Here is a 25,819-nt window from a genome sequence, read left to right on the forward strand (position 1 = left end):
AGAGCACCTTTGAACAATACGATTCAAGCTTACGGCTAAGGGAGAAAAACACTACTAATAATGGTGATATGGAGTATGCATGAGCCGTATACGAGGCCCGTACGTACGGTTCTGTGAGATGGGGGAGGTGGAGATGCTTCACCCTACGAGATGGTGTGTTCAGTAGATACCCTTCCTACTTGAAGTTGCAGCGGTGTTGGCTACGTTCGCTCCCCCCAATCACATAGTTTGCTATGCTCATGGGGATTCACTCACTTGACGCCTACCTGAAACTTCAAGCTGTTTGGGTGTAGGCTCTAACAAATTATTGATATTTGAATTATCCTAATGGGATATTAAATTTTAATGAGGCTATTGTTTCTAGTCGGTTGTACTTGCCATCAATCCAAGGACGCCCATTGTAATGGTAATCCCAGAGATCTTGTCCAATGTAAGCTCTTACCGAAATTTTGTTCTCAAGTGTTTTTTCATATCCAGCTTGAATACGAGTATAAAACTCTACGAATTCATCTTTACCTGTCTTCGCTTCATCTTCCATACCTAGGTAAAACTCTAGCTTGTTTTTCCACTGAACGAAGAAACCATTATTACGGTAAAAGTCATAATGTAGATAACTCTCTGAGCCATAGTGATATTGAATACCGTCATCAGCCAACGTATCTAAATAGTTACGAAAACTTAAGAAAGTACTCAGTTTTTCTGTCCATTGAGATGATAGGAAAAAGCTGGCAATTTGTTGTCTATTCCCGTGGTAATTTCCCCCACTATGAAACTTACTCACCTCACCAAAAGTGATAAATTCAGAAAGAATAGGGCGGAAAGTAAGGTGGTGTTGGCCGCTGTCCCATGGAGTAAGACCATTTTCAAAGCTTGTGTTCATATCAAACAACGGGTAAAAGTCTTGGCTACTCCAGTTAAGACGGTTACCTGAATAGTTCCAATCACCTTCCCAACCGAAACCGGCATGTAGATCCCAATCTTTGCCCAGCCAGTTAGTTTTACCCACTTTAGTATATAAAAGCGCTTCATGGTCCCACGCGAAACCCGTACGTTTTATGTCACTAGACTCAGCATCGCTGAAATAGTCAATCTTACGCAAATCCATCCACAATGAAGTATCTTCGGTAAATTGAACGGAGCCGTGTAGAAGCATCCAGTTAATTTCAACATCGTTATGCTTTCCGCCCTCATTCATATCCATTCTGAAATGACGAAACTCGGTTTCATTTGCCAACCATCCGATGTTATTTGAGGCAACTTCTTTTTTTGCTTCAGCCTCTAGCTGTAAAAACTCCGATTCGTTGTCGATGGGGAGCTCTTCACTTGCGGTGTTCGCAAGGACAACACTAGTTGTAAAGGTAGCCAGTAGGCTTAAGATCAGTGCGCTTTTTTCCATAAATACCACCACTTTATTTCTATAAGGATTGTTATTGGTGTCATCAATCATGCGAGAAAAAAATATGGATTGGCACAAATTATATTTTAAAGATTTTTTATTGAGAGATGTAGTGTACGCCGCGTGACACAACTTATTGGACGTGTGACGCAGATCAATACTTTGTTAGAAAAACGGACATATTTGGCACCAAAAACAACTTTTGCCAATTCTTGTGTGATCTTGATCGTTATACGTTTGTCTTAATAGGATTTTATTGTGATGAATATCACTCTGGTGATATTTGTATTTCAACTAGTGATTGTTTGAAGAGATCGTGAATTAACATCAAATCAAAGATTATCTTTTTGGAGTAAACATGCTTAATTCAATGTCCAGTGGCTTACTAAATATTGTTAAAGGTCAATTGATTGCGTCAGTTCAAGCTTTACCTGATGAGCCTCTTCATGGTGCAGAAACTATGGTCAAAATGGCAAGTGCGACCTTGATGGGGGGGGCGGTCGCACTAAGAGCACAATCAAGCCGTGATATTGCTGCGATTAAAGCAGCATTTCCAGAGATTCCGGTTATCGGTCTTATTAAACGAGATTACCCAGATTCAGAAGTTTTCATCACTGCAACGTTGAATGAAGTTAATGACGTTATTGAAGCTGGCGCAGACATTGTTGCGTTGGATATGACCGATCGTCCTCGTCCGAATGGTGAGCAATTATCTACGTTGGTTCAACACGCAACCAACAAGGGGGTACTAGTTATGGCCGATGTCTCTACCTACGAAGAAGGAATGGCTGCAGTTAAGCTAGGAGCCCACTGTGTATCGACAACGTTATCGGGTTACACGAATGAAACAAAGCATAAGTGCGACGGCCCTGATTTTGAGTTGGTAGAGCAACTTAGTCGTAACTGTAATTTACCAGTGATTGCTGAAGGCCGAATTTGGACACCAGAAGAAGCAGTGAAGGCAATAGAGCATGGCGCATTTTCTGTTGTAGTGGGTTCTGCTATCACACGACCACAATTGATTGCAAAACGTTTTTCAGATGCGCTAAAAACAACTAAGTAGTAATTAGAGGTAATTATGTCAGGTGTGGCGTTAGGACTAGATTTGGGCGGGACAAAGATTCGTGCAGGTTTAATAAAAAGAAGTGGAGAGCTGGTTGTTGCGAATACCTATCCAACCAATACGCGCTCTGGACGAGAAGGTATCCTAGAGAGTATCAAAGAGACGATCATTCCTCTACTGACTCGTGCGCGACGAGAGAAATTATTATTAGAAGGTATTGGCATATCTGCAGCCGGTGTAATCAACGTGCGTTCAGGCAAGGTGGTTGATGCGACGGACAGTTTACCTAACTGGAAGGGCACACGATTGGGTTACGTGTTGGAAGAAGAGTTTGGTGTCCATATTAGTACTGATAATGACGTAAATTGTGCGTTGATGGGCGAACTATGGCAAGGAAATGCTAAAGACTTTGAAGACATCGTCATGTTGACGTTGGGTACTGGTCTTGGCGGAGCATTAACGGTTGGTGGTCAACTTGTTCACGGTACTGGGTTTGTCTCTGGCCATTGGGGGCGCATGGAAATCCCTCACCCTTACCGCCCACAACATTGGGTACCCTTAGAATCATTACTTTCGGGTACCGGATTGAAAGAAGCGTTGATGTTCCAACTACCAAAAGAAAAACAACACTTATATCCAGATGGGTTATCCATTATTAATGCATATGCGGATAGAGACCCAAATGTTATCGCTGCAATAGAAGATTTTTTTAAGTTATTGGCTAAAACAATCTCAAATATTCGTTGGACAGTTGACCCTCAACTTGTCTTGATTGGCGGTGGAATGATCAATTCAAAAGATGTTTGGTGGAGTCTTTTGAAAGAGTATCTAGCGAAAGAAAATGTATATGCCGCAGTGCGTCCTGCGACGCTAGGCAATGATGCCGGTATGTACGGGGCTGCAAAGATGGTTTTTGACCATTTTGATGAACTGAAAAATACAAACTTTTAAGTACTTATTGATATAAGAAATCTTCTCGTAACGACTGCCAAATAGAGACCTACTATGAAAATATTATTTATCCCGTTAGATGAGAGGCCATGTAATTTTAAATATCCACAATATATGGCGCAAACCTCTAACCTGAAACTAGTCACTCCGCCGATGGATATCCTTAGCAAAAAAAAAGAAGCGGCTAATCGCGATGCTTTATGGGATTTTATCTACGATAATATTGCATCGGTAGATTCGGCAATTTTATCTATTGATATGCTTGCTTACGGCGGCTTGATTCCTTCGCGAATTCATACGTTGAACAGTGAAGAGTTCAAGCAATTTATCACGAAAATGCGTGGTCTTAAAAAAGCGAATCCAGATGTTAAAATCTACGCTTACCCGTGTATCATGCGTTGCCCTAACTACAGCAGTAGTGATGAAGAGCCGGATTATTACGACCTATATGGCTCAGACATTTTTCAACGTAAGTACCTTCAAGATAAGCAGTCTCGTGAAGAACTATCCATAGAAGAACAAGACAGATATACATCACTAGAAAACGCCATTCCTGTGCACATCCTCGATGACTATGAGTCACGTCGTCAGTTTAACTTAACCATGAATAAAGAGGTCGTTAAGTTAAGGAGTGAAGGCGTTATTGACCATATGGTTATTCCACAAGACGACTCTAGCCCATACGGATATACCGCGCTTGATCAGAAAACTGTGATTGAGATGATCGATGAACTGGGTTTGTCTTTTGACGTTGATATCTACCCTGGCGCTGATGAAGTAGGTGTGACTTTACTTGCTCGTGCTTACAATGATTTCCACAGTCGAAAACCTAAGGTATATCCATTCTATTCTTCGACACTGGGTCCACAAATCATTCCTCTTTATGAAGATCGCCCGATGCATGAATCAGTCAAAGCTCATATCAGAGCAGCCGGTGGTGAAATTTGTGATAGCAGTGACGAAGCTGAATATATTTTGGCTATAAACGCGCCAGGTAAAATCATGCAGGAGGCATCACAACAGCTAAACCGAGATATTACTTATAGCTCGTTCAGACATTTACAACACTTCGTTTGCAAAGTTAAGGACTATTTAACGGCCGGAAAAAAAATCATCATTGCAGATAGCGCTTATGCTAATGGTGGCGAAATGCAACTGGTGAAGTATCTAGATCAGATGAGGTTGTTAGATAGAATTCATTCTTACAAGGGGTGGAACACCAACTGTAATACTCTTGGGACGACACTCGGTGCAGGATTCTTAGCTGAAGGATACTCACCAGAACTGACAACAAATATTGTCTACCACATTATGGAAGATGTTTGCTATCAGTCAGTAGTGCGTAGTGAATTGATCAACCGTTACTTTTCAGATTCACCTTATGGTCACTATAACTATGATCCAAGTGTGGAGTATGAGGTAATGCAATTCGTAAAAGAGCGCATCCTTGAGGAATACCGAAAGCTTACGGCAAATACGTTACCGGAACATATTGATTTTACAGCATCAGCACCTTGGCATCGAACGTTTGAAATTGACCTTGAGATAGTAAGATAGGTGGATATATGGGGTTAAATCTACAGATAAAACTGTCGAGCATGAAGCCACAACTAAGCTCAGGGCACAGCAAACTTTGCGATTATATAATTGAAAACTTTGAGCATGTATCAAACTACTCTGGTGCGGAATTAGCCAAATCGGCAGGTGTTAGTATTTCGACGCTACATAGGTTTATCAAACTGCTCGATTTTGAGAGCTTTACTGCATTCAAGTTTGCTATGAAGTCAGATATTAACAGTGGAAATGTAATTAAAAAACAAGTGACATCAGATCCAGCAGTTCGCGTACTCAATAACATTACTCAAGCTGCGAAATTAGCACATCAGTCCTTAGATAGAACTCTGTTAAACGAGGTCGCAAAATATATATCATCATCAGAACGCATATATATACTTCAAACGGGAGAGGATAATTTTATCTTAGATTATTTAGAGCGTAAGTTAAGATGCTTGGATAAAAGTGTACTAGTTGTTCCCAAAATTAGTTTTGATGTGAACGTTTTAGAACATAAGGATTTAATTGTTTCTATTGAACAGAATGGTGATGAGGAAGTAGTGGTTTCATTACTAACAAAAAGTTATTTGACGAATGCAATGTTAGTAAGGTTTTCAAATGCAGTTAACACAAAAATACAGAAGCTTTCTGATATTGATATCCATATTCCGATCATAGAGACCGACAATAATGAAGTTCGTTCAGAGCGGTATGTCGGTCACATTATGGTAATAGATATATTGTTAGATTTGGTCGTTTCAATATGACCGAATGTGATCTAGGTTGACTGTTTTCCTCAATGCTGACAAATAATGTGCACTATATCGCTTAGTTGACAAATGCTGTCGCACCTTTTGGCTTGTGCGCTTTCTTTCGTTAAAATTAACGAATATACAAACTTTGGGACTTAATTTTATGCAATCCATATTCAAAATGATCGAAGAACCCTTGATGAGATTATCTCAGGTATTAACTAGTAATAAAGTTTTAATGTCTATTAAAGATGCGTTTATTATTGGTATTCCCTTTACTGTAATTGGTTCCTTTTCGGGCTTAATTAAAAGCCAGGTTGAGTATTTTTCTTCTAACGAGCCTAATTTTTTAGTGCAATTGCTGATTGATATATTGGCATATATTAATACAACGACACTAGGAATGATTGGTATCGTTGTCGTGTTAGCTTCTTCTTATTTTTATGCTACCCAGCTTAAATTTGAAAACACAAAAATTAACCCTCTTACGACAGCTTTAATTAGTTTAGTAGCGTATATGGTCACGGCGCCTTCGACCATCTATTTGCCTAGTGGTGATACCGTTTCTGGATTCTCTTTACAGTTTTTTAACTATGAAGGTCTATTCTCAGGGCTGGTTATCGGTTTATTGACAGCACGTTTATACAATCGTCTTGTTAAAGCCAAGTTTACAATCCAGCTACATGAAAGTGTGCCTCCAGCAATCATGGAAGCTTTCATGGCCATGATCCCAATTACGTTGATATTGACTCTGTTCTCTCTAGTTCGAGAAGCGGTAGCTGCACTTGGGTTTGAGCATTTACAAGCATTTATTCAACAGTTGATTGTATCTCCGCTTAACTCCGTAGGTACTGGGTTGCCAGCAATTCTAATTGTTATCTTTTTGATGCAGCTATTATGGTTCTTTGGTTTACACGGTTTCTCAATCATGTGGGGTGTGATTTCTACCTTGTGGCTGCCATTATTCTTGTCGCAAATTGACACTTTTGCTCAAACACAAGATTACTCGTTAATTACGCAGGTTGCGCCAAATACTATTTCTAATATTTACGCCATGATTGGTGGCTCTGGCTCTACGCTAGCTCTTGTTGCAATGCTGCTACTCTTAGCGCCCAAAAATTCCGCAGAACACTCAGTCGCTAAAATGAGTAGCGTGCCTGGCTTATTCAATATCAACGAGCCTATCATTTTTGGTTTGCCTATCGTATTAAACCCGATGATGTTTATCCCGTTTGTTTGTATCCCACTGTTTAACGCTGTTGTCGCCTACTTTGCAATCTCGACTGGCCTTGTGGCGCCGATGGTTGTATTAAATGCTGGCGTGGAGCCAGTATTACTTAATGCCTTTGTACTGGGTAACTTCAACCTATCACCTGTATTGCTTATGCTAGGGCTTTTCATAGTTGACTGCGTGATGTACGCACCATTTGTAAAGATGTTACTTAAGCAACGTAAAGCAGAAGAGCTAACGCCACAAACGGTTTAAACTTAATTCAAATACCGCCCCAGACAGCTGCTGGGGCTAGGATAGTGACTATGAAAAACATCCATTTTATTCCCCACACTCACTGGGATCGTGAGTGGTATCGTTCATCTGATGCGTTCAGAATTCGTTTAGTGTATTCGTTAGATAAGCTCATCGATACTTTGGCTAGTGACCCAAAATTTAGCTGTTATACGCTTGATGGTCAGACATGTATTATTGAAGAATACTTGGAAATTAGACCTCAAAATAGAGAAGTGATTGAGCGTCTAATTAAAGACAAAAAATTACTGATTGGTCCTTGGTACACTCAGCCTGATTTATATCTAGCACAAGGCGAAAGTATCCTACGTAACCTTGTTCTAGGTAGTAACTATGCGGATGCTTTAGGTGGATGTATGAAGGTTGGTTGGGTTCCTGATGCGTTCGGGCAGCCACAAAGCTTGCCACAAATATTCAAAGCACTTGGTATGGAAGCGATGTTTGTTTGGCGTGGTTTTAACTACCGAGAACTCGATGACTCTGTGTTCTTATGGGAATCTCCAAATGGCGATATTCTTCGTTCTGTTCATTTTCCGCTAGGTTATGGACATTATCGTTACCTACCTGAAGAGATCGATAAAGCACTTGAAGATACCAACAAGGTCATTGAGCAGCTAGAACCCCGTTTCCATGAAGATCAGTTGTTATTTATGGGCGGAAGTGATCATGCCCGAGTTCAGCCTGAAGTGCCAAATATTCTTGAAGCATTGAACGACAAGCTATCGCCGGAATATCAACTCACACTCTCAAATCCTGAGAAATTTATTGCGGAATCAACGGCAGCAATTAAAGGGTCAGGCCGTGAGTTAACCACTTATAAAGGTGAAGCCCGTTCAGCCGATCTTGGGCGAATTCACGCGGGTATTTCGTCAACGAATATCGATTTAAAAAATGCAATGAAGCATTTTGAAACTTTACTTGCCCGCGTTGTGGAGCCAATGAGTGTGATAACACATGCTCTTGGTGGTCAGTTCGATCAAGCATTGACGAATTACTTCTGGAAACAAGTATTTCGCAACCAATTTCATGACACGATTTATCAGTCTTCACCAGAGACAGTTAACCACTCAGCGTATCATCGTTTAACTAAGTTACGTCATGGTATCAATGAGCTTATCTGGCTAAACTTCCGTTTCTTACGAGATACGATTGACTTCTCATCAGTAAAAGATGAAGAAGATGTCGTCATTGCTTTTAACACGCTGAGCCAAACGCGTGATGACAGCATGATGATCAACTTGTATGTTAAAAAACCATTATTTTCATTATTTACACTAGAAGGCGAAGAGGTTCCTTACAGTGTTGTTGAGAATAAACAGCCAATCAATAATGAGATTGAGTACTATAATGGTCTACTCAATCTTAATGATGTTGCTGATACCCGTGAAGGTACACAGCATCAAGTGCAGATTTTAGTATCAGCTGAACATGTCCCAAGCCTTGGATTTAAAGCTTATAAAGTGGTTTATGATCAAAAACCGTTGGCTAAATTAGATTCGACAGACCTGTACTGCTCAGAGAGCAACTTCGGTAACAGCAAACTTGACGTTATTATCAACGGTGATGGTTCGTTAAATGTGACTAACAAAGTTAACGGCCAATTGTACCCCAATGTTCTTATTTTCGAAGATAAGGGGGATGAAGGTGATGAGTATAACTACTCACCTCCTGCGGAAGACCAAGTTTTTACAACCAGAAACGGGCAAGCTCAAGTGAAGTTACTTGAGAACAATGCACATCGAGTGTCAGTTGAGATTGCACATACATTAGAACTACCACTTGAAGTTGCGAACTCTGAGCGTTCTTCACAAAAAGTGCCTGTATATATTGTGAGCGTGGTGAGCATTGAGCGTAACAGTTCATCAATTAAAGTAGAGTCTACCATCGATAACACTGTAAATGATCATATGATGAGAGTGCTACTTCCTCATGCTGAGGTAAGCGAGCACAACTTCAGTGAAGACCACTTTACAGCAATTGAGCGTACGAACTGTATTCTTAATGCGAAGCCATTGTCTGAAGGTGCGACAGAGCTTGAGTTACCAATCTACCCGATGCAGCGCTTTGTAACCTTAGCCAATACAGAGCATACGGTAGCATTTGTCTCTGCAGGCCCTGCAGAATACGAAGTTTATGATAACCAAACTATTGCTTTAACGCTGTTACGTAGTGTCGGTATGTTGGGTAAAGCGGATCTGACGGTTCGTCCAGGACGCGCTTCAGGCTACAAATTGGAGACCCCTTCATCACAATTGAACGGAAAGTCAGTGAAATCAACTTACGCACTTGTCTTTGAGTCCGGGAAGCCAGATGTCGAAATTTTGTCTTCACACGCAGACCGTTTGAACGTTGAGATCCAAACTCGCCACCTAAAATGTTTCACAAGAAAGAAGAATAAAGATCAGTCAGGGACGTATCAGTTAAATGATATCTCTGGGGTTGAGTTGCTTGCAGTCAAAAGACCAGAAGATAGCTCTGACTACACTATATTTAGAATGGTCAACAGAGCGACAGAAAGTAAAGAAGTTCGTTTACCAGGCCAAGGAAATTGGTACCGCTGTTCATTGAAGGAAGAAGTTGGTAAAAATTTAGACAATCATGTCACCATTCCAGCTCAAAGTTTTATCACTTTAGCTTGGCAAAATGTTTAAGAGATAATTTCAATGGATAATTTAGAAGAAATTGTAATGGGTATCATCATCAATGCCGGTCAATGTCGTAGTTTGTGCTATGAAGCGTTGGCTAAAGCGAAAGCCGGTGACTTTGATGGTGCTCAAGATCTGATGTCGCAAGCTTCAGAAGCGGCAAATGAAGCACATCTAGTTCAAACTCAATTGATTGAGCAAGACCAAGGTGAAGGTAAAACTCAAATGACACTTGTTTTGGTTCACGCCCAAGATCACCTAATGACGAGTATGTTAGCGAAAGAACTAATCACTGAAATGATTGATATGCACCGTCGTTTAGCGGACGCATCATAGGAGAAATACGATGAAAAAAATTATGCTTTGCTGTGCTGCAGGACTTTCTACAAGTATGCTAATGAAAAAGATGCGAACTGAAGCTGAAACCCGTGGTGTCGAGGTTCAAATCGAAGCATTTGGCGCTCAGCAATTTGACGAGCAAGCTCCACACTATCAAGTTGTTTTACTTGGCCCTCAAATCAAGTACATGCAGGCTGATTTACAAAAGCGTGCTGAAGCGCTTGGTATTAAAGTCGAGCCCATTGATATGATGGACTACGGTATGCAACGTGCAGATAAAGTGTTGGATTTTGCATTTTCGTTGATCGAAGGCTAAACCTAACTTAGTGTAAACAAAGCACCTAGGCTTTACGTATAGCTAGGTGCTTTTTTGTTCTCAACTCTATTCTTGAGTGTCAGGATGTAAAAGCTGTAAATGTATTCGGCCCATCAACCCGCGGGGCTACTTGTCAGTGTTTGAAGTTTCACTGCAAGTGATCTGCTTCAGTCACACTAGACACTTCATTAAGCGATGTTACTACTTATAAATATATCTTTGCTCCGAATGAAGAGTGGTTAGCGGTATTACAAGGATTATCGCTAAGTGATTGTGTCACCGTTGCTGTATCACCAATTGCTCCAGAAGCGTTGACTCAAACCTATTTGGATTATTGGATTCCAGTCATCAATGAGGGGAACCCAACGTTCGCCAGAATCAACACATTACTGACACTAGAAGTGTTCCTTCAGCAACTCGATTTCGATCTTCATGTGAACTAACAATTTAGGTGTTGTAGCGATGTTTTTAAAACTTGAAGTAAAACGGGGTGCAATTTAGTCATGCATTGAGTTTTTATGATCTAATACTGGTTTTGTTACTTGGTTTAAGAAAGTAGAATCCTGTCCTGAAGGTATGTGTTGTATGTGCTAATGGCGAATAGGGAAACATAGCATTGCGTAATATTCCCTTTTTACAACTATCAACACACTGCATAATACGTCAGTTTTCTTTTCTCTCTTTCAGGATGAATCATGTTAAATCCCTCGCCGCATGGCTGGATATCTCAATATTTTATTGGTTTCTTTTTTGCCTATGGCGTTTACCTCCCTTTTTGGGCGCTGTGGTTTGAAAACCAAGGCGTATCAGCAACGGATATTGGCCTACTCATCGGTATAGGTTTTGCGACTCGTTGTGTGGCGAACCTTGTCATCACGCCGCGTATTCATAAGGTAGAGCACTTGTTGCCAACATTGCGTTGGTTAAGTTTAGCGGCGCTGTTATTTATAGGTTTCCACTTCTTTACCGGCGGTAGTTTCTGGTTGATGGCGTTAGCCACCGTGTTATTTAACCTCTGTTGTGGCCCTGCAATACCGTTGTCAGATGCAATGGCGAACTACTATGCTCGTCTACAAATGTTGGATTATGGCCGTACGCGCTTATGGGGATCGGTCGCGTTTATTGCAGGTTCAACGGTAGTTGGTCTGCTTGTGGCAAGTTACGGTACGGATATGATTCTGTACACCGCGTTGGCAGGGATATTTGTGTCGCTGCTGCTGAGTCTGCGCACCCCGAATCCAATGCCAGTTACCGTCAGTGAAGAGCATGCTGAGCGCCCTAAATTGAGCCAATTACTGCGCGAATGGCCAGTGATTAAATTTTTGCTGTTAGTAGCGCTTATTCAAGGAAGCCACGCTGCCTACTACAGTTTTAGTTCTATTTATTGGAAAAGTGCAGGCCACTCTGAAGAGTTAATTGGCTATTTGTGGAGCTTAGGTGTGGTTGCTGAAGTGGCTGTGTTTGCTTTGAGCAAGCGTTTATTTTCAGGTTGGTCATTACGCGCCTTATTTGTGGCGGCAGCTATCGGTGTTATTGCGCGGTGGGGCTTGATGGCTTCGACAACGGCTATCATTGCATTGGCGGCTATCCAGCTATTGCATGGGGTTACTTTCGCAATGGCACATATTGCTGCTATTCAATATATTCAACATGCGCCGCAAAATAAAATGGTGGCTTTGCAGGCGTTGTATAACGCAATTCCACTGGGTGCATTTATCGCCTTGATGACCACCTTGAGTGGGTGGGGGTATGAGTACTGGGGCGCGAACGTATTTTGGGCAATGGCGTTGATGGGCGTGTTGGCATTGTTCATCAAAGTGGAGCCAGCCCAATCGATAGTGAAAAATCAGGGTGTGAAAGCGGAGCCTGAAGCACAGAATTAACCTCAACAGACAGAGATTATACCCAAACCACTTGAAGTTGCAGGTAGGCGGCAAGTGAGTTCATCCCCATGAGCATAGATAAACTGTGTGATTGGGGGGAGCGAATGTAGTCAACATCGCTGCAGCTTCAAGTAGGAAGGGGATAGATAAGGATATCGAATGCAAGGATGGATCGTTGTTCCTGTTTCACTCGCTTACCTAGGTGTACTGTTTCTCGTCGCTTGGTACGGTGATCGGCAAACCAAGTGGTTGGCGAAATGGCGACCGTGGATCTATAGCCTATCGATTGCGGTGTACTGTACTTCTTGGACTTTCTACGGCACGGTCGGTCAAGCAAGCAATAACCCTTGGTCATTCCTACCTATCTATATTGCGCCTATTTTAGTTTTTACATTAGGCTGGCGCATGCTTGCCCGTTTGATTCTTATCGCCAAGCGTGAACACATTACCTCTATTGCTGATTTTATCGGTGCTCGTTATGGCAAATCGCAAGGATTAGCGGTTGCCATTACCCTTATTGCCGTGGTCGGCATTTTGCCCTATATCGCGTTGCAGCTGCGTGGGATCACTATGGGGCTCAATATTGTTGCGCCCAATTTGGCTGAACAATTTGGTTATCAGGATTACCACGTATCATGGTTTGTGGTCGCTGCATTAGCGGTATTTACCATGCTGTTTGGCACGCGTCATATCGATAATACGGAGCACCACCGCGGTATGATGATGGCCATCGCCTTTGAGTCGATCGTTAAATTATTCGCCTTTCTAGCGGTTGGAGTATTCATCGTCTATTTAGCTTGGCAACGAGATAGTGTTGATTTACAGACGATTGCAGAGCAAACCTACCAAGCACCGAATTGGCCAACACTGCTGATCCACACCCTGCTCACCATGATGGCTATCATCTGTCTACCGCGTCAGTTTCATACTATGGTGGTGGAAAATGAGCGAGCACAAGATTTACATACCGCGCGTTGGTTGTTCCCCTTGTATTTGATTTTGATGGGGCTATTTGTCCTGCCCATCGCTTGGGTCGGTCAGAGTCTACTCAGTGGCAGTCCGGCAGATACTTATGTGATCAGCGTGCCGATGTCTGTTGGCGCTGAAAATATTGCCTTGTTGGCCTTTGTCGGAGGTACTTCAGCGGCGAGTGGTATGGTCATTGTATCGACGATTGCCTTAGCCATTATGGTTTCTAACGACTTGGTGATGCCGTTACTTCTTCGGCGTATGCGCTTAACTCAGCGTAATTATCGTCATTTCTCTGGTTTGTTGCTGATTATTCGCCGAGCGTTAATCTTGCTGCTGCTATTTGGTGCATGGGGCTTTTATCAAGCGTTGGACTCTATTCGATCATTGTCAGCGATTGGCTTTCTATCATTTGCAGCGATTGCACAATTTGCCCCAGCATTGGTTGGCGGTATGTATTGGCGAGAGGGCAATCGTAAAGGGGTTTATGTTGGCCTTGCGGTAGGGTTTACCCTGTGGATCATCACCTTAATGACTCAAACCGACATGCTGGCCGGAGATGCGCAGAGTAACTTTTTATTGTGGGTGATCACCCCTCCTGAAGCTTTGAGTTCGTGGGGGCTTGCGAATTCAGATTGGGGGATGGTGCTCAGTGTGGCGCTAAATACTCTGTGCTATGTCGTGGTGTCATCACTCACTCGCCCAAGCCTGAGTGAGCGCTTACAATCGGCGGCATTTGTCGGTACGCCACTACCAGAAAGCGAAAATATCAGCTTGTACCAAAGCCGCGTTACGGTGGCTGAGCTTGAAATGCTGGCCTCACGTTTTGTCGGACGAACGCGCGTACGCACTGCTTTTCGGCAATATTGGAGTTTGCAACGTGAAACCATGCTGCCAAATCAACAAGCACCATCGACTTTAATTCGTCATACCGAAAGGGTTCTGGCTGGTGTTTTTGGTGCATCGTCAGCCAAGTTAGTGCTCACTTCCGCCCTGCAAGGTCGCAATATGCAGCTGGAAGAAGTCGCCACCATCGTCGATGAAGCATCCGAGCTGTACGACTTTAGTCGCGGCTTGCTCCAAGGGGCGATAGAACATATTGGTCAAGGAATTGCGGTGGTTGATAAACAGCTACGGCTGGTGGCATGGAATCAACGTTATTTAGAGCTGTTTGAATTTCCGGCTGGGCTTATCCAAGTCGGGCGACCAATAGCGGATGTTATTCGGCACAATGCACAACAAGGTTTGTGTGGTCCGGGGGATCCTGAAGAACATGTGCGGCGTCGTGTTTATTACCTTGAGCAGGGTTCGCGTCATACCTCATCACGTATCCGCCCTGATGGAAGAGTGATCGAAGTGCAAGGTAACCCAATGCCCGGTGGCGGTTTTGTGATGAGCTTTACCGACATCACCGTATTTCGTGATGCAGAACAAGCACTTAAAGAAGCCAATGAGACGCTAGAAGAGCGCGTGCATGAGCGAACTCAAGAGCTTGAAGCGCTCAATAAACGCTTGGTTACCGCAACCCAAAAATCTGAGCAAGAATCACAATCCAAATCGCGTTTTTTAGCGGCTGTTAGTCATGATTTAATGCAGCCTCTTAATGCGGCGCGTTTGTTTGCTTCCTCATTGTCGGAAGTGGCGAAAGAGGCTGAAGAGAAAAAATTAGCCGGTTACATCGAAAGTGCGCTCGAAGCGGCGGAAGATTTGATTGGTGACTTGCTGGATATCTCTCGTTTGGAGTCTGGTAAGCTTGATACTCATCGCTATAGTTTTGCGATTAATGACGTGCTTGCCAATCTTAATGCTGAGTTCAGTGCGTTAGCTAAACAGCAGGGGATTGATTTTACCTTGATCCCATCGTCACTCTACGTGATGTCTGATCCGAAATTACTACGCCGAGTCATACAAAACTTTCTCACCAATGCTTTTCGTTATAATCCACGCGGCAAAGTGCTGCTTGGAGTGCGACGAGTTGAAGGCCGAGTACGGATTGATGTGTGGGACAACGGGATCGGTATAGAAGAAGATAAACAGCAGGAAATTTTTGAAGAGTTCAACCGTGGTAGCCAGGTACGCTCTGATCAAGGTCTTGGTTTGGGGTTAGCGATCTCGAAAGGGATTGCTCATGTGCTTGGTCATCAAATTTCAATGCGCTCTTGGGCTGGCAAAGGGAGCGTATTTTCGATCACTCTGGATAAATCTGAGCCCGCAGAGCAACAACCAGAAGTGCCGATCGCACAACAAGCTCAATCAGATCTCAATCATTTGCGCGTGTTGTGCGTGGATAACGAACCCGATATTTTAGTGGGAATGGAAGATTTACTAGCAAGGTGGGGATGTGATGTTAAGGTCGCCGTTGATTTGATGCAAAGCTTAAAAGCATTGGAAGATAACTGGGTTCCAGACGTGATTTTATCGGATTACCGTTTAGATAATGGGCGCACTGGCTTAGAAGTGTTGCAGCAGTGTCGCTTGCGCCTAGGCGACTGTTTTGAAGGCGTTATCATCAGCGCGGATCGCACCGATGATATGCTGGAAGGCATTAAATCAAACGGATTTAGTTTTATCCCTAAACCTGTTAAGCCACTGAAATTGCGAGCGGTATTGAATCGCGTGAGCTAATGATGCCAATCGTAGCGATATAATACAAAAAGCCGATGCAGAGCATCGGCTTTATTGTTATCAACATTATTTGTACTTCAGAGCTAATCCCTACAATTGAACTCGTCAGTGTCCGTGATTAATGGTCGTGAGCTTGGCCTGCACCTTTAGGGAAGCGGATAGACTCAACCATATCTTGTACTTCTGTTGGCACTTCTGCGGTGAACTTATTGACCACAATCGATACTACGAAGTTCAAACACATACCTAGCGTACCAATTCCTTCTGGACTGATACCGAATAGCCAGTTGTCCGGAGTGCTAGCTGTTGGGTTGATAAACTTGAAGTAGATGATGTAAGCCGCAGTGAAAGCAATACCTGCCAACATACCTGCAATCGCCCCTTCTTTGTTCATCTTCTTATAGAAGATACCTAGAATGATGGCAGGGAAGAAGGAGGCGGCTGCCAAGCCGAAGGCAAATGCCACCACCTGAGCTACGAAGCCGGGGGGGTTAATACCCAAGTAACCCGCACCAACAATGGCGACTACCGCTGCAAGACGCGCAGCCAAGAGCTCTTGTTTGTCGGTCATATCAGGTTTAATGCCTTTCTTCAGCAAATCATGCGAAATGGATGTTGAGATAACCAACAATAGACCAGCCGCAGTTGATAGTGCCGCTGCTAAGCCACCAGCTGCCAGTAAGCCCACAACCCAGTTCGGTAGTTTTGCAAGCTCTGGTGATGCTAATACAATGATGTCACGGTTGATTTTCATCTCGTTACGTTCATCGCCAGAATAGAACATTCTGCCATCGCCGTTCTTATCTTCCCAACCGACAAGACCTGTGCTTTCCCAGTTTTTGTACCAGCTTGGTGCTTCTTCACCCGGTACACCTTGCATGTCTGGACCGTTAATAGTGTCGATCATGTTGACGCGAGCAAATGCCGCTACGCCAGGTGCCGTGGTGTAAAGTAGTGAAATAAAGAGTAGCGCCCAACCTGCAGAGATACGTGCATCGCGTACTTTTGGTACAGTAAAGAAGCGAATAATAACGTGCGGTAGACCTGCAGTACCGACCATAAGTGCTGCACAGATAAAGAACACATCAACCATGCTCTTATTACCTTCGGTGTACGCGGTAAAGCCAAGTTCTTGCGTCAGACCGTCAAGTTTATCGAGTAAGTACACATCTGAGCCGGTGATGGTCGACCCCATACCAATTTGTGGGAACGGGTTACCTGTCATCATAATCGAGGTAAAGATAGCTGGCACAAGGAAAGCGAAAATGAGTACACAGAATTGAGCAACCTGCGTATAAGTGATGCCTTTCATGCCGCCAAGTACTGCGTAGAAGAACACAATACCCATACCGATGATGATCCCCATGTTGATGTCTACTTCAAGGAAGCGAGAGAACACCACACCCACACCACGCATTTGACCAGCTACATAAGTGAAGGAGATAAAGATGGCACAGAACACTGCAACCATGCGCGCAGTTTTTGAGTAGTAACGTTCGCCAATGAAATCTGGCACGGTGAATTGACCAAATTTACGAAGGTAAGGTGCTAAACAAAGCGCCAGTAATACATAGCCGCCCGTCCAACCCATCAAGTACACCGCACCGTCGTAACCGACGAATGAAATGATACCTGCCATAGAGATAAACGATGCTGCCGACATCCAGTCTGCAGCGGTTGCCATGCCGTTAGCAACAGGGTGAACACCGCCTCCTGCAACGTAGAATTCACTGGTGGATCCTGCGCGAGCCCAAATTGCGATGCCGATATAAAGTGCGAACGTAATACCGACAAGAATAAACGTCCAAGTTTGAATATCCATTTCTAAAACCTCTTAGTCTTCCTGTACGTTATATTTCTTGTCGAGCGCATTCATGCGCGCAACGTAAATAAAGATTAAGGCAACAAAGGTGTAGATTGACCCTTGTTGTGCGAACCAGAATCCTAATTTAAAACCGCCTAAATGAATCGTATTGAGCGCATCGACAAATAAAACGCCAGCTCCATACGATACCAAGAACCACACCGCTAAGAGTGACCCCATTATTCCTAAGTTTTCCTTCCAGTAGGCTTGCGCGTGTTCTGTAGATTCGAACGACATGGCCTTCTCCTTCCGTTTGCATATGGTGATATTTATCGTGTTAACGTAATGTTACATGCTTAAGATAGCAGCGAAAAATCAACAGATCTGTGCAACTTTAGTCGGGCGTTGGAAAACAAAAAGCGCCCGTAAAATGGGCGCTTAGTGGTAGATAAGGTGAAAATCTCAATGTTAACGTTTTGTTAACTTAGCCTAAGGTCTAAGGTTAGAAATAAAAATCTTTAATGCCGAGCAATAAATTATTAACCGCTACCGCGGCAAGGATCAGGCCCATGACACGACTGATGATTGCAGCTCCTACATTGCCAATTAAGCGCTGAATGGTGGTCGCACCGAGTAGAAGCAATAAAGTGATGATCAGAACGACGAGCATGACAGCGGCTGTAATACTTTGATCAGCAAAAGAATATCGATGATTATCGGTCAATAAGACGATAGCCATCATGGCTCCGGGTGAGGCTATCGATGGAATGGCCAGCGGGTAAACGGCAAGGTTTGCCAGTTCCGAGCGGCTCATCTCTTTCATCAGCTTTTGTTCTTGTTCCGGTTTGCTTTCACCAAAAATCATGGTGAGAGCGAACAAAAGCAGTACTAGTCCACCAGCAGCTTGAAAAGCAGGGAGGGGAATTTGCATCGCTTCGAGCAACATTTGCCCTACGGCTAGGAAAAACAGCAGTACCCCAGCTGAAATTGCGATAGCCTTTAATGCCACTAACCGCCTTTGTTTAGGGGTTAAATGTTGTGTTTGCGAAAGGTAAACAGGCACAGAACCTATAGGGTCGATGACTGCCCATAAAACGACGAATTGAGTAACAAGGATACTTAGCAACAGAGATGCCTCCCAGAGTTGGGCCTCAAGCAATGACTATAAAATTATTGGGTTTGAGTACGTGAAACAGAGGGATAAATACGGCTGCAAAATGCAGCCGATGGTCATAACATCAAAATAATGATGAGCCTAAGTATAGCGAGCAATCTAAGGGGCGTGTTAGCCCTTTGTTAGTCTTATTGCTCGGTTTCCATCTGTTGTAACAAAATTACCGCTTGGGTGCGGTTTTTTACCCCCAACTTACGGAAAATAGCGGTCATGTGTGCTTTGATGGTTGCTTCTGAAACATGCAGTTCATAAGCGATCTGCTTATTTAGCAAGCCGTCAGATAGCATACCCAGCACTTTATATTGCTGAGGCGTAAGGGCGGCTAATTTTTCGGCCAAATCATTACACGCGGCTTTATTGGTAATTAAGCCTTCAGGGAAGAATGGGTCACCAGCTAATACCTGATTTAAGGCGTTAATCAGGGCGCGCATATCAGTTGATTTAGGAATGAAGCCAAAAGCGCCGTGGCTTTTTACTTGTGATACCACGGAGGATTCTTCACTGGCAGAGACAACCACAATCGGTAAGTCAGGGTACTCCGCTCTTAAATGAATCAGCCCCGACATACCGTTGGCTCCCGGCATTTTTAGATCCAGCAGTAGCAAGTCTGGTTCTGGCTCTTTCTCAAGCAAGGCGAGCAGTGCATCAAGCGAGTCAGCTTCGAGTAGATTGGCGCCACTTATCGCCATATGCACGGATTGAAACAGAGCATTGCGGAATAATGGGTGGTCGTCAGCAATAATGATGGTGTAGGTCGAATCCATGACGTTTTACACTTTTAACAATTTCGTTAAATAGATTATTGTCCGCGATGGCTTATTGAACAATCGTTATGCGTTAAAAGTCTGAACCTTATCCACTTTTATCTGAGACAGAATGAATATTTACCGCTCGTTTGTTTTGGTCTTCAAACGAGCGGCTAACAAGGCTAACGTTTCGTTTAAAGTTGGTGGTCAGTGAGATGCGTTAAAAAGCGATCAGCGCGCATAAAACCAGTAATTCGAGCACTTGGCAGTGCTTCACCCTGTGCGTTCCAAAACTCAATCGTTGGTAAGCCGAGCACTCCCATTGTTTTTAGTAGCTCAATATCTTGAGGTTGGTTGTTGGTCACGTCAGCTTGCAATAACACAAAGTGCTGTAGCTTTTGTTCCACCTCTTGTTGGTGGAATGTGTACTTCTCAAACTCTTTGCACGCCACACACCAGTCGGCGTAGAAGTCGAGCATGACGGGTTTGCCCGCCATTTTTGCTTGGCTCAGTTGCAGGTTTAGTTCTGACACATTATTGATGCGAATAAACTCAATACTAGCTTGCTGTTGGCTAGTTGGCTGATCATGTCCAAACCATATATCAAGCGCAGGTTGCGCAGAAGCAAATAGCCCAAGCACCGCAATAATGCCGATAACACTCTGTCTCCAACCGCCAAAAGGCAGGGTGTTTTTGCAATGATAAAGCCAGCCAAAAGCGACGATACCTAGTGCTGACCACAGCGCTGTTGACCAGAATTCTGGTAGTAGGCGTTCAAGCAAAAATATCGGAGCTGCAAGCAATATAAAGCCGAACAGTGTTTTGACTTTATCCATCCAGCCGCCAGCTTTGGGCAGTAGTTTGTTACCAAATACGGCCACTAGCATTAGTGGGATTCCCATCCCCATCGCTAATGCATACAGCGCAACACCACCAGTGAGTAAGTCACCACTTTGAGCCACATACAGCAATGCACCCGATAGCGGTGCGGTAGTGCAGGGTGAGCAAACTAAACCCGAAATAGCACCCATAGCGAATACACCGGCACTGTTTCCACCTTGCTGTTTATTACTGAGGTTATTGAGCCAGGTTTGTATGCCACTTGGAAGTTGAATGGTGTAAAGACCAAACATCGAAAGGGCGAGTAATACAAACAAGGCACTGAGGCCAATCAACACATAAGGATGTTGCATCGCCGCTTGAAATTGTAAACCAGCTGAAGCGACAACAAGGCCGAGCAAGGTATAGGTTAAAGCCATACCTTGCACATAAATAAACGATAAACCGAGCGCACGACGATGGGAAAGTTTACCGCCACCCAACACAATACTGGTCAAAATTGGATACATAGGCAACACGCATGGTGTAAAAGCAAGGCCAACCCCAAGCGCTAAAAACAGTAATGGCGTCCACCAGTTATCTGCCAAGCTAGAGGCGAGGCTATCTTGCTCTGTGGTAGGAGGTGTTTTTGTTGTTGAAATAGGTTGAGGCTTCGATGCTGCTGGTGGTGCAATATTGGTGCTGGCAATCGCTTGCAGATCAACTACCCGAGTTTCTGGTGGGTAGCAAAAGCCAGCTTTTGCACAACCTTGATATTGCACCATTAGCTTGCCATTGGTCTGCACATTATCAAGCGCTACATTCACAAACAGAGGCTGAGTGTAGATCTTTACATCACCGAAAAACTCATCGTGATAAGGCTGACCATCGACCATATCGATTTTGCCGACAGTCGCGTTTTCTCCGCTGATACTGATACGGTCTTGGTACAGGTAATAACCTTCTTTTACCTGCCAATCAATGAAGACTTGGTTTCCCTGCTGATAAGCATTAAATGGGAAAGCTTTATCAACTGGAACAAATTGATTATTAGACGAAGCAAGGCTAATGGTATTGCTATTGTCAAATGGGTTGTCGTTACCAAACACGGCTAATGCGGGTTGAGAAAGGGTCAATAAACCGAGTAGTAAAAATGAAAAGAATGAGCGCATAAAAAGTCGAGTCTTCACAAGGTTAGAGGCATCTTAACCCAATCAGACCGATTGTAGGTGGAATAAGTTTCATCAAACCGCAAATGTTTTGCTGATTCAGTAAGCACTGACGAAGATGGGATGATTTTTAATTTATTGAAATTAAAAACAGTAAATACCCCATCTTCAAAAAATGGGGTTATTTGCTGTTGGCTGTTGATTGCATTCGATTTAACGCACACCAAGGCGTGCTTTTACTACCGTTTCACAGGCATCAATATTGTTGGTGTCTTTAGGGATAATTAATACCGTGTCGTTGCCCCCTACGGTACCTAAAATTTCTGTGTGAGGATCAATATCAACCAACCGCGCGACTAATTGCGCGCTACCGGGGTGAGTTTTTACAACCACCATCGATTGGTTATGGGTGATAAATTCAATTTGCGATGAGATAGAGGACTCAACTCGAACCGGCGCAGTTTCTACGGTAATGCAGTACACTTTTTTGCCACACGCATTTTGCACTTTTACTACACCCAGTTGGGAGAGTAAGCGTGAAACCGTGGATTGACTGATCCCTTCATAGCCGAGTTCGACCAATTTAAGTCGAAGCTCATTTTGATTTGAGAAACTCTGCTGCTGTAACAGTTTTTTGCAAGCGGCAGCTAATGTTTTGTCATCGGTTTGCATTGCACCGTGGGGAATTTTTCTATTCACGGGCTGTTCCTTTCTATACGCGCAATAGCGTCTGAGGGTGTTGGTTATCCTTACCATGCCAGCACACTCCCAAAGCCATAGAGTGTGAGTTCATATCATTCGTTTTGTGTGCAGTAGTGTGTCACGGTTGAAAAAATAAACTCGTTATCCCCTTATTACTTAACATGGCAGCGGTATTGATTTGCGTATTTGTAACTGCAAATTTTTTAGGGGTATATCGGAGTGAAACTGACCGTGATTATTCCTATTCATTAAATGAATACCACATTATGCTGGTAGAGTATCATTAATAAATTATCTTATTGTTGCTGGGGATCACCAAATAATAAACTGGATTATTGGTGTTTGATTGGTGTTTTATCTGGTTTTTATGGAAGATTATTCATTGTGAAATGAATGATGTGAGCGGAGAACCCAACGCACTTGGCATGCGTTGGGTAAGTATGTGGAATTAGCGATGTTCGGTCATGATCTCACGAGAGAAAACTTTCTCGCAGTAGTGACATTTAAGCTGGACACTTTCCTGTTTGCTCTGCACTTTAAAGCGGCTTGCGACAGGTTCACCGTGTGAAATGCAGTTACTATTTGGGCAACTGAATACCCCATCAATTCGTTCTGGTAGTGTCAAAGTCAGTTTGTTCACCACTTTGTATTCTTCAATTTGGTTGACGGTTGCTTTCGGTGCATAAAGTGCTAATTGGTTGGCTTGCTCTTTACTTAAATAGACGTTTTCAATCTTAATTAGGTCTTTATGACCTTGTGCTGAAGAAGGTAAGTTGAGGCCAATGGTCACACGCTGATTAGTTTCATTTAACTTAAACAAAGAGAGAATTTTGATCCCAAGGTTGGCAGGAATATGGTCAATTACGCTACCGTTACGAATCGCTTCAACTTGCAATTGGGTTTCTTTTACCATGATATTGTCTCCTGCTTATAGGTTTGGGTTTAGGACGAGAGCCAGTAGCGCTTCACGCGCGTAGACACCGTTTTCGGCTTGTTGGAAGTAGTAGGCGTAAGGTGTTTTATCGACGTCGGTAGTAATTTCATCAACACGTGGCAGTGGGTGTAGTACTTTCAAATTATCACGCGCTTCTTTGAGGGTGTCAGTGGTTAGGATGTACGCTGATTTCATGTGTGCGTATTCAGACTCATCAAAACGTTCTTTTTGTACGCGAGTCATATAAAGCACATCCAGCTCCGCTACGACTTCTTCAATGTTACTGTGGGTACTAAAGCGAATGCCTGCCTCACTGAGTTCTTCACAGATGTAATCTGGCATGGCGAGCACTTCTGGTGCGATAAAGAAAAAGCGCACGTTGTTGAATTTTGATAACGCCTGAGTCAAAGAGTGTACGGTGCGGCCATATTTTAAATCACCAACGAATGCGACGTTCAGATTGTCGAGTGTGCCTTGTGTTTCGTAAATAGAGAACAGATCGAGCAAGGTTTGTGTTGGGTGCTGGTTTGCACCGTCACCACCGTTGACCACTGGGACACCGTTGGAAAATTCAGATGCTAAACGAGCTGCCCCTTCTTGTGGATGACGCATCACAAACGCATCAACATAAGAAGAAATGACTTGTACTGAGTCGGCCAAGGTTTCGCCTTTTTTGGCGAGAGAGGTGTTACCACCATTATCAAACCCAATTACAGTGCCACCCAAACGTTGCACCGCGGTTTCAAACGATAAACGAGTTCGTGTTGAAGGTTCGAAGAAGCAGCTTGCTACCACTTTATTCTTGAGCAGTTCTGGATTCGGTTCAGCCTTGAGCCTAGTTGCGGTATCTACAATCAGTTCCAGTTCTTTGCGGCTTAGTTCTGGAATGGAGATGATATGTTTATTAAATAACGAATGCGCCATAACGTGTCTTCCCTCTATGTCATTCTCTTCAGCGTAGGGTTGAAGAGAAATTTTGCTCAAAAAAAAGCCCCCTAAAATAGGAGGCTTCAAAAACGATCAAAACAGAAAAATAAAACGGCTAATTCCACCAGTGCCGGGCGTAATAAATGGCGTTGATAGTGACAGTATCGGTTCATTTTCTGCTCTGTTTTGACAAATTGCGAAGGATTATACGGACAAAAACCTGCCTTGCAATAGGGTTTTGAAAATATCCAAAAAATGGATTTTTATGCGAAATTGGCTCGTTTTTGTTGTGTTTTCAATTACGTTGCAAACACAAGCGTGAAGTGGTTTTTTCGGAATTTAGTGATGAAAAAAAATGCGAGCTTTATTCAAGCCCGCATTGAGTTAAATATCGAAGAGAGGGTAATGGCTGATTAATTACCTAAGGTTGCAACCATAATTGCTTTGATGGTGTGCATGCGGTTTTCAGCTTCATCGAACACGATAGAATACTCAGATTCGATCACCTCATCGGTCACTTCCACACCTTTTGCTAATACTGGGTACTCTTTAGCAAGTTGTTTACCAACGGTTGTGTCTTCACCGTGGAAAGCTGGCAAGCAGTGCATGAATTTCACATGTGGGTTGCCTGTGGCTTTAAGCATTTCCATATTAACTTGGTAAGGGAGCATCATTTCAATACGCTCAGCCCATGCTTCTTTCGCTTCACCCATTGATACCCACACATCGGTGTAAAGGAAATCACAGCCTTGAACGCCTTCTTGTACATCATCAGTTAGCGTGATTTTTGCACCGGTTTCCTGTGCGATGGCGCGACATTCAGCGACTAATTCATCGGTTGGCCAGAATGCTTTTGGCGCAACAAGGCGAATGTCCATACCCATTTTCGCAGCACCAACCATGAGTGAGTTACCCATGTTGTTACGCGCATCGCCTAGGTACGCAAATTTCATTTCATGCAGACGTTTACCACGGCCATGTTCAGTCATGGTTAAGAAGTCAGCCAAGATTTGCGTTGGGTGGAATTCGTCAGTTAAGCCGTTCCATACTGGTACGCCAGCATAAGCGCCAAGCTCTTCAACGATCTCTTGACCAAAGCCACGGTATTCGATGCCATCATACATACGGCCCAATACGCGAGCGGTATCTTTCATTGATTCTTTATGGCCGATTTGAGAGCCTGAAGGGCCTAAGTAAGACACTTGAGCGCCTTGGTCAAACGCCGCGACTTCGAATGCACAACGAGTACGAGTCGATGTTTTTTCAAAGATAAGCGCGATGTTTTTGCCTTTTAGGCGTGGCTGTTCGTAGCCGTTGTATTTGGCTTTTTTCAACTCAAGTGACAGATCCAATAAATGTTGGATTTCGCGTGGGGTGAAGTCTAGTAGTTTTAGAAAGTTACGATTGCGTAGGTTAAAAGCCATGATCTTATCCTCATTTGTAACGCTTTCTCCTAATGAGAGAGTGGCAGAAAGCGTCAATATTTATTTAAAGTTAAAAACAGATTCGGTTTATAAAATAGGTTT

General features: G+C 43.4%; 20 protein-coding genes. 10 read left to right on the forward strand and 10 right to left on the reverse strand.

Translation table 11 applies throughout. The features are described 5' to 3' along the window. Positions 1-319 precede the first annotated feature (319 nt). The gene (locus MCT08_RS02560) at positions 320-1,396 is read right to left on the reverse strand and encodes a hypothetical protein (RefSeq protein ID WP_274677842.1); all 1,077 of its coding nucleotides are present in this window, start codon (positions 1,394-1,396) and stop codon (positions 320-322) included. Positions 1,397-1,754: 358 nt separating this feature from the next. Here MCT08_RS02560 and MCT08_RS02565 point away from each other — a divergent pair, with 358 nt between their 5' ends. The 10 genes from MCT08_RS02565 to MCT08_RS02610 all read left to right on the forward strand — a co-directional run bounded on the left by MCT08_RS02565 (position 1,755) and on the right by MCT08_RS02610 (position 16,018). Next, the gene (locus MCT08_RS02565; protein WP_274677843.1) at positions 1,755-2,459 is read left to right on the forward strand and encodes an N-acetylmannosamine-6-phosphate 2-epimerase; all 705 of its coding nucleotides are present in this window, start codon (positions 1,755-1,757) and stop codon (positions 2,457-2,459) included. A gap of 15 nt (positions 2,460-2,474) precedes the next feature. Next, a complete protein-coding gene (locus MCT08_RS02570) occupies positions 2,475-3,410 on the forward strand; it encodes an ROK family protein (protein WP_274677844.1) in 936 nt (311 codons plus the stop codon). A 54-nt stretch (positions 3,411-3,464) separates the two neighbouring features. Further along, entirely contained in the window at positions 3,465-4,967 is a 1,503-nt protein-coding gene (locus MCT08_RS02575) for a DUF4127 family protein (RefSeq protein WP_274677845.1), read from the forward strand. Positions 4,968-4,975: 8 nt separating this feature from the next. Next, positions 4,976-5,731, forward strand: a complete 756-nt coding sequence (locus MCT08_RS02580; protein WP_274677846.1) for a MurR/RpiR family transcriptional regulator — start codon at positions 4,976-4,978, stop codon at positions 5,729-5,731. A 184-nt stretch (positions 5,732-5,915) separates the two neighbouring features. Further along, positions 5,916-7,202 (forward strand): PTS sugar transporter subunit IIC, encoded by a 1,287-nt coding sequence (locus MCT08_RS02585; RefSeq protein ID WP_274677847.1) that lies wholly within the window; start codon positions 5,916-5,918, stop codon positions 7,200-7,202. Positions 7,203-7,252: 50 nt separating this feature from the next. After that, positions 7,253-9,892: a glycoside hydrolase family 38 N-terminal domain-containing protein gene (locus tag MCT08_RS02590; RefSeq protein ID WP_274677848.1), complete on the forward strand. Its 2,640-nt coding sequence runs from the start codon at positions 7,253-7,255 to the stop codon at positions 9,890-9,892. Between the two features lie 12 nt (positions 9,893-9,904). After that, positions 9,905-10,222 (forward strand): PTS N,N'-diacetylchitobiose transporter subunit IIA, encoded by a 318-nt coding sequence (gene chbA, locus MCT08_RS02595; RefSeq protein ID WP_274677850.1) that lies wholly within the window; start codon positions 9,905-9,907, stop codon positions 10,220-10,222. Positions 10,223-10,232: 10 nt separating this feature from the next. Next, a complete protein-coding gene (locus MCT08_RS02600; protein WP_274677851.1) occupies positions 10,233-10,541 on the forward strand; it encodes a PTS sugar transporter subunit IIB in 309 nt (102 codons plus the stop codon). A gap of 695 nt (positions 10,542-11,236) precedes the next feature. Then, complete coding sequence (locus MCT08_RS02605; RefSeq protein WP_274677852.1) at positions 11,237-12,424, forward strand: 3-phenylpropionate MFS transporter; 1,188 nt, start codon at positions 11,237-11,239, stop codon at positions 12,422-12,424. 159 nt (positions 12,425-12,583) lie between these two features. Further along, the gene (locus tag MCT08_RS02610) at positions 12,584-16,018 is read left to right on the forward strand and encodes a hybrid sensor histidine kinase/response regulator (RefSeq protein WP_274677853.1); all 3,435 of its coding nucleotides are present in this window, start codon (positions 12,584-12,586) and stop codon (positions 16,016-16,018) included. 118 nt (positions 16,019-16,136) lie between these two features. Here the strand turns inward: MCT08_RS02610 and MCT08_RS02615 are convergent, their stop codons facing one another. The 9 genes from MCT08_RS02615 to MCT08_RS02655 form a co-directional block, all read right to left on the reverse strand. Next, a complete protein-coding gene (locus MCT08_RS02615) occupies positions 16,137-17,840 on the reverse strand; it encodes a sodium:solute symporter family protein (RefSeq protein ID WP_053309639.1) in 1,704 nt (567 codons plus the stop codon). Between the two features lie 12 nt (positions 17,841-17,852). After that, entirely contained in the window at positions 17,853-18,119 is a 267-nt protein-coding gene (locus tag MCT08_RS02620) for a DUF4212 domain-containing protein (RefSeq protein ID WP_053309638.1), read from the reverse strand. A gap of 205 nt (positions 18,120-18,324) precedes the next feature. Next, positions 18,325-18,948: a MarC family protein gene (locus tag MCT08_RS02625; RefSeq protein WP_053309637.1), complete on the reverse strand. Its 624-nt coding sequence runs from the start codon at positions 18,946-18,948 to the stop codon at positions 18,325-18,327. Positions 18,949-19,124: 176 nt separating this feature from the next. Continuing rightward, a complete protein-coding gene (locus MCT08_RS02630) occupies positions 19,125-19,760 on the reverse strand; it encodes a response regulator transcription factor (RefSeq protein ID WP_176246549.1) in 636 nt (211 codons plus the stop codon). 176 nt (positions 19,761-19,936) lie between these two features. Beyond that, a complete protein-coding gene (locus tag MCT08_RS02635) occupies positions 19,937-21,733 on the reverse strand; it encodes a protein-disulfide reductase DsbD (protein ID WP_274677854.1) in 1,797 nt (598 codons plus the stop codon). A gap of 210 nt (positions 21,734-21,943) precedes the next feature. Next, positions 21,944-22,402 carry an arginine repressor gene (locus tag MCT08_RS02640; protein ID WP_168523919.1) on the reverse strand — a complete coding sequence of 153 codons (459 nt, stop codon included), beginning with the start codon at positions 22,400-22,402 and terminating at the stop codon, positions 21,944-21,946. Between the two features lie 478 nt (positions 22,403-22,880). Then, positions 22,881-23,345, reverse strand: a complete 465-nt coding sequence (pyrI, locus tag MCT08_RS02645) for an aspartate carbamoyltransferase regulatory subunit (RefSeq protein WP_053309633.1) — start codon at positions 23,343-23,345, stop codon at positions 22,881-22,883. 15 nt (positions 23,346-23,360) lie between these two features. Next, entirely contained in the window at positions 23,361-24,290 is a 930-nt protein-coding gene (gene pyrB / locus MCT08_RS02650) for an aspartate carbamoyltransferase (protein WP_053309632.1), read from the reverse strand. Between the two features lie 416 nt (positions 24,291-24,706). Further along, complete coding sequence (locus tag MCT08_RS02655) at positions 24,707-25,717, reverse strand: ornithine carbamoyltransferase (protein ID WP_053309631.1); 1,011 nt, start codon at positions 25,715-25,717, stop codon at positions 24,707-24,709. Positions 25,718-25,819: the final 102 nt, after the last annotated feature.

The organism is Vibrio aestuarianus, from assembly GCF_028858425.1.
Taxonomy (GTDB): domain Bacteria; phylum Pseudomonadota; class Gammaproteobacteria; order Enterobacterales; family Vibrionaceae; genus Vibrio; species Vibrio aestuarianus.

What these genes read in the sequence shown, in the direction of transcription:
- MCT08_RS02575 (WP_274677845.1), top strand. Translation starts at nt 3,465, where the DNA reads ATGAAAATATTATTTATCCCGTTAGATGAGAGGCCATGTAATTTTAAA.
- MCT08_RS02630 (WP_176246549.1), bottom strand. Translation starts at nt 19,760, where the DNA reads ATGGATTCGACCTACACCATCATTATTGCTGACGACCACCCATTATTC.
- MCT08_RS02585 (WP_274677847.1), top strand. Translation starts at nt 5,916, where the DNA reads ATGAGATTATCTCAGGTATTAACTAGTAATAAAGTTTTAATGTCTATT.
- MCT08_RS02640 (WP_168523919.1), bottom strand. Translation starts at nt 22,402, where the DNA reads ATGCAAACCGATGACAAAACATTAGCTGCCGCTTGCAAAAAACTGTTA.
- chbA (WP_274677850.1), top strand. Translation starts at nt 9,905, where the DNA reads ATGGATAATTTAGAAGAAATTGTAATGGGTATCATCATCAATGCCGGT.
- MCT08_RS02615 (WP_053309639.1), bottom strand. Translation starts at nt 17,840, where the DNA reads ATGGATATTCAAACTTGGACGTTTATTCTTGTCGGTATTACGTTCGCA.
- MCT08_RS02600 (WP_274677851.1), top strand. Translation starts at nt 10,233, where the DNA reads ATGAAAAAAATTATGCTTTGCTGTGCTGCAGGACTTTCTACAAGTATG.
- MCT08_RS02560 (WP_274677842.1), bottom strand. Translation starts at nt 1,396, where the DNA reads ATGGAAAAAAGCGCACTGATCTTAAGCCTACTGGCTACCTTTACAACT.
- pyrB (WP_053309632.1), bottom strand. Translation starts at nt 24,290, where the DNA reads ATGGCGCATTCGTTATTTAATAAACATATCATCTCCATTCCAGAACTA.
- MCT08_RS02565 (WP_274677843.1), top strand. Translation starts at nt 1,755, where the DNA reads ATGCTTAATTCAATGTCCAGTGGCTTACTAAATATTGTTAAAGGTCAA.
- MCT08_RS02570 (WP_274677844.1), top strand. Translation starts at nt 2,475, where the DNA reads ATGTCAGGTGTGGCGTTAGGACTAGATTTGGGCGGGACAAAGATTCGT.
- MCT08_RS02620 (WP_053309638.1), bottom strand. Translation starts at nt 18,119, where the DNA reads ATGTCGTTCGAATCTACAGAACACGCGCAAGCCTACTGGAAGGAAAAC.
- pyrI (WP_053309633.1), bottom strand. Translation starts at nt 23,345, where the DNA reads ATGGTAAAAGAAACCCAATTGCAAGTTGAAGCGATTCGTAACGGTAGC.
- MCT08_RS02590 (WP_274677848.1), top strand. Translation starts at nt 7,253, where the DNA reads ATGAAAAACATCCATTTTATTCCCCACACTCACTGGGATCGTGAGTGG.
- MCT08_RS02580 (WP_274677846.1), top strand. Translation starts at nt 4,976, where the DNA reads ATGGGGTTAAATCTACAGATAAAACTGTCGAGCATGAAGCCACAACTA.
- MCT08_RS02655 (WP_053309631.1), bottom strand. Translation starts at nt 25,717, where the DNA reads ATGGCTTTTAACCTACGCAATCGTAACTTTCTAAAACTACTAGACTTC.
- MCT08_RS02605 (WP_274677852.1), top strand. Translation starts at nt 11,237, where the DNA reads ATGTTAAATCCCTCGCCGCATGGCTGGATATCTCAATATTTTATTGGT.
- MCT08_RS02635 (WP_274677854.1), bottom strand. Translation starts at nt 21,733, where the DNA reads ATGCGCTCATTCTTTTCATTTTTACTACTCGGTTTATTGACCCTTTCT.
- MCT08_RS02610 (WP_274677853.1), top strand. Translation starts at nt 12,584, where the DNA reads ATGCAAGGATGGATCGTTGTTCCTGTTTCACTCGCTTACCTAGGTGTA.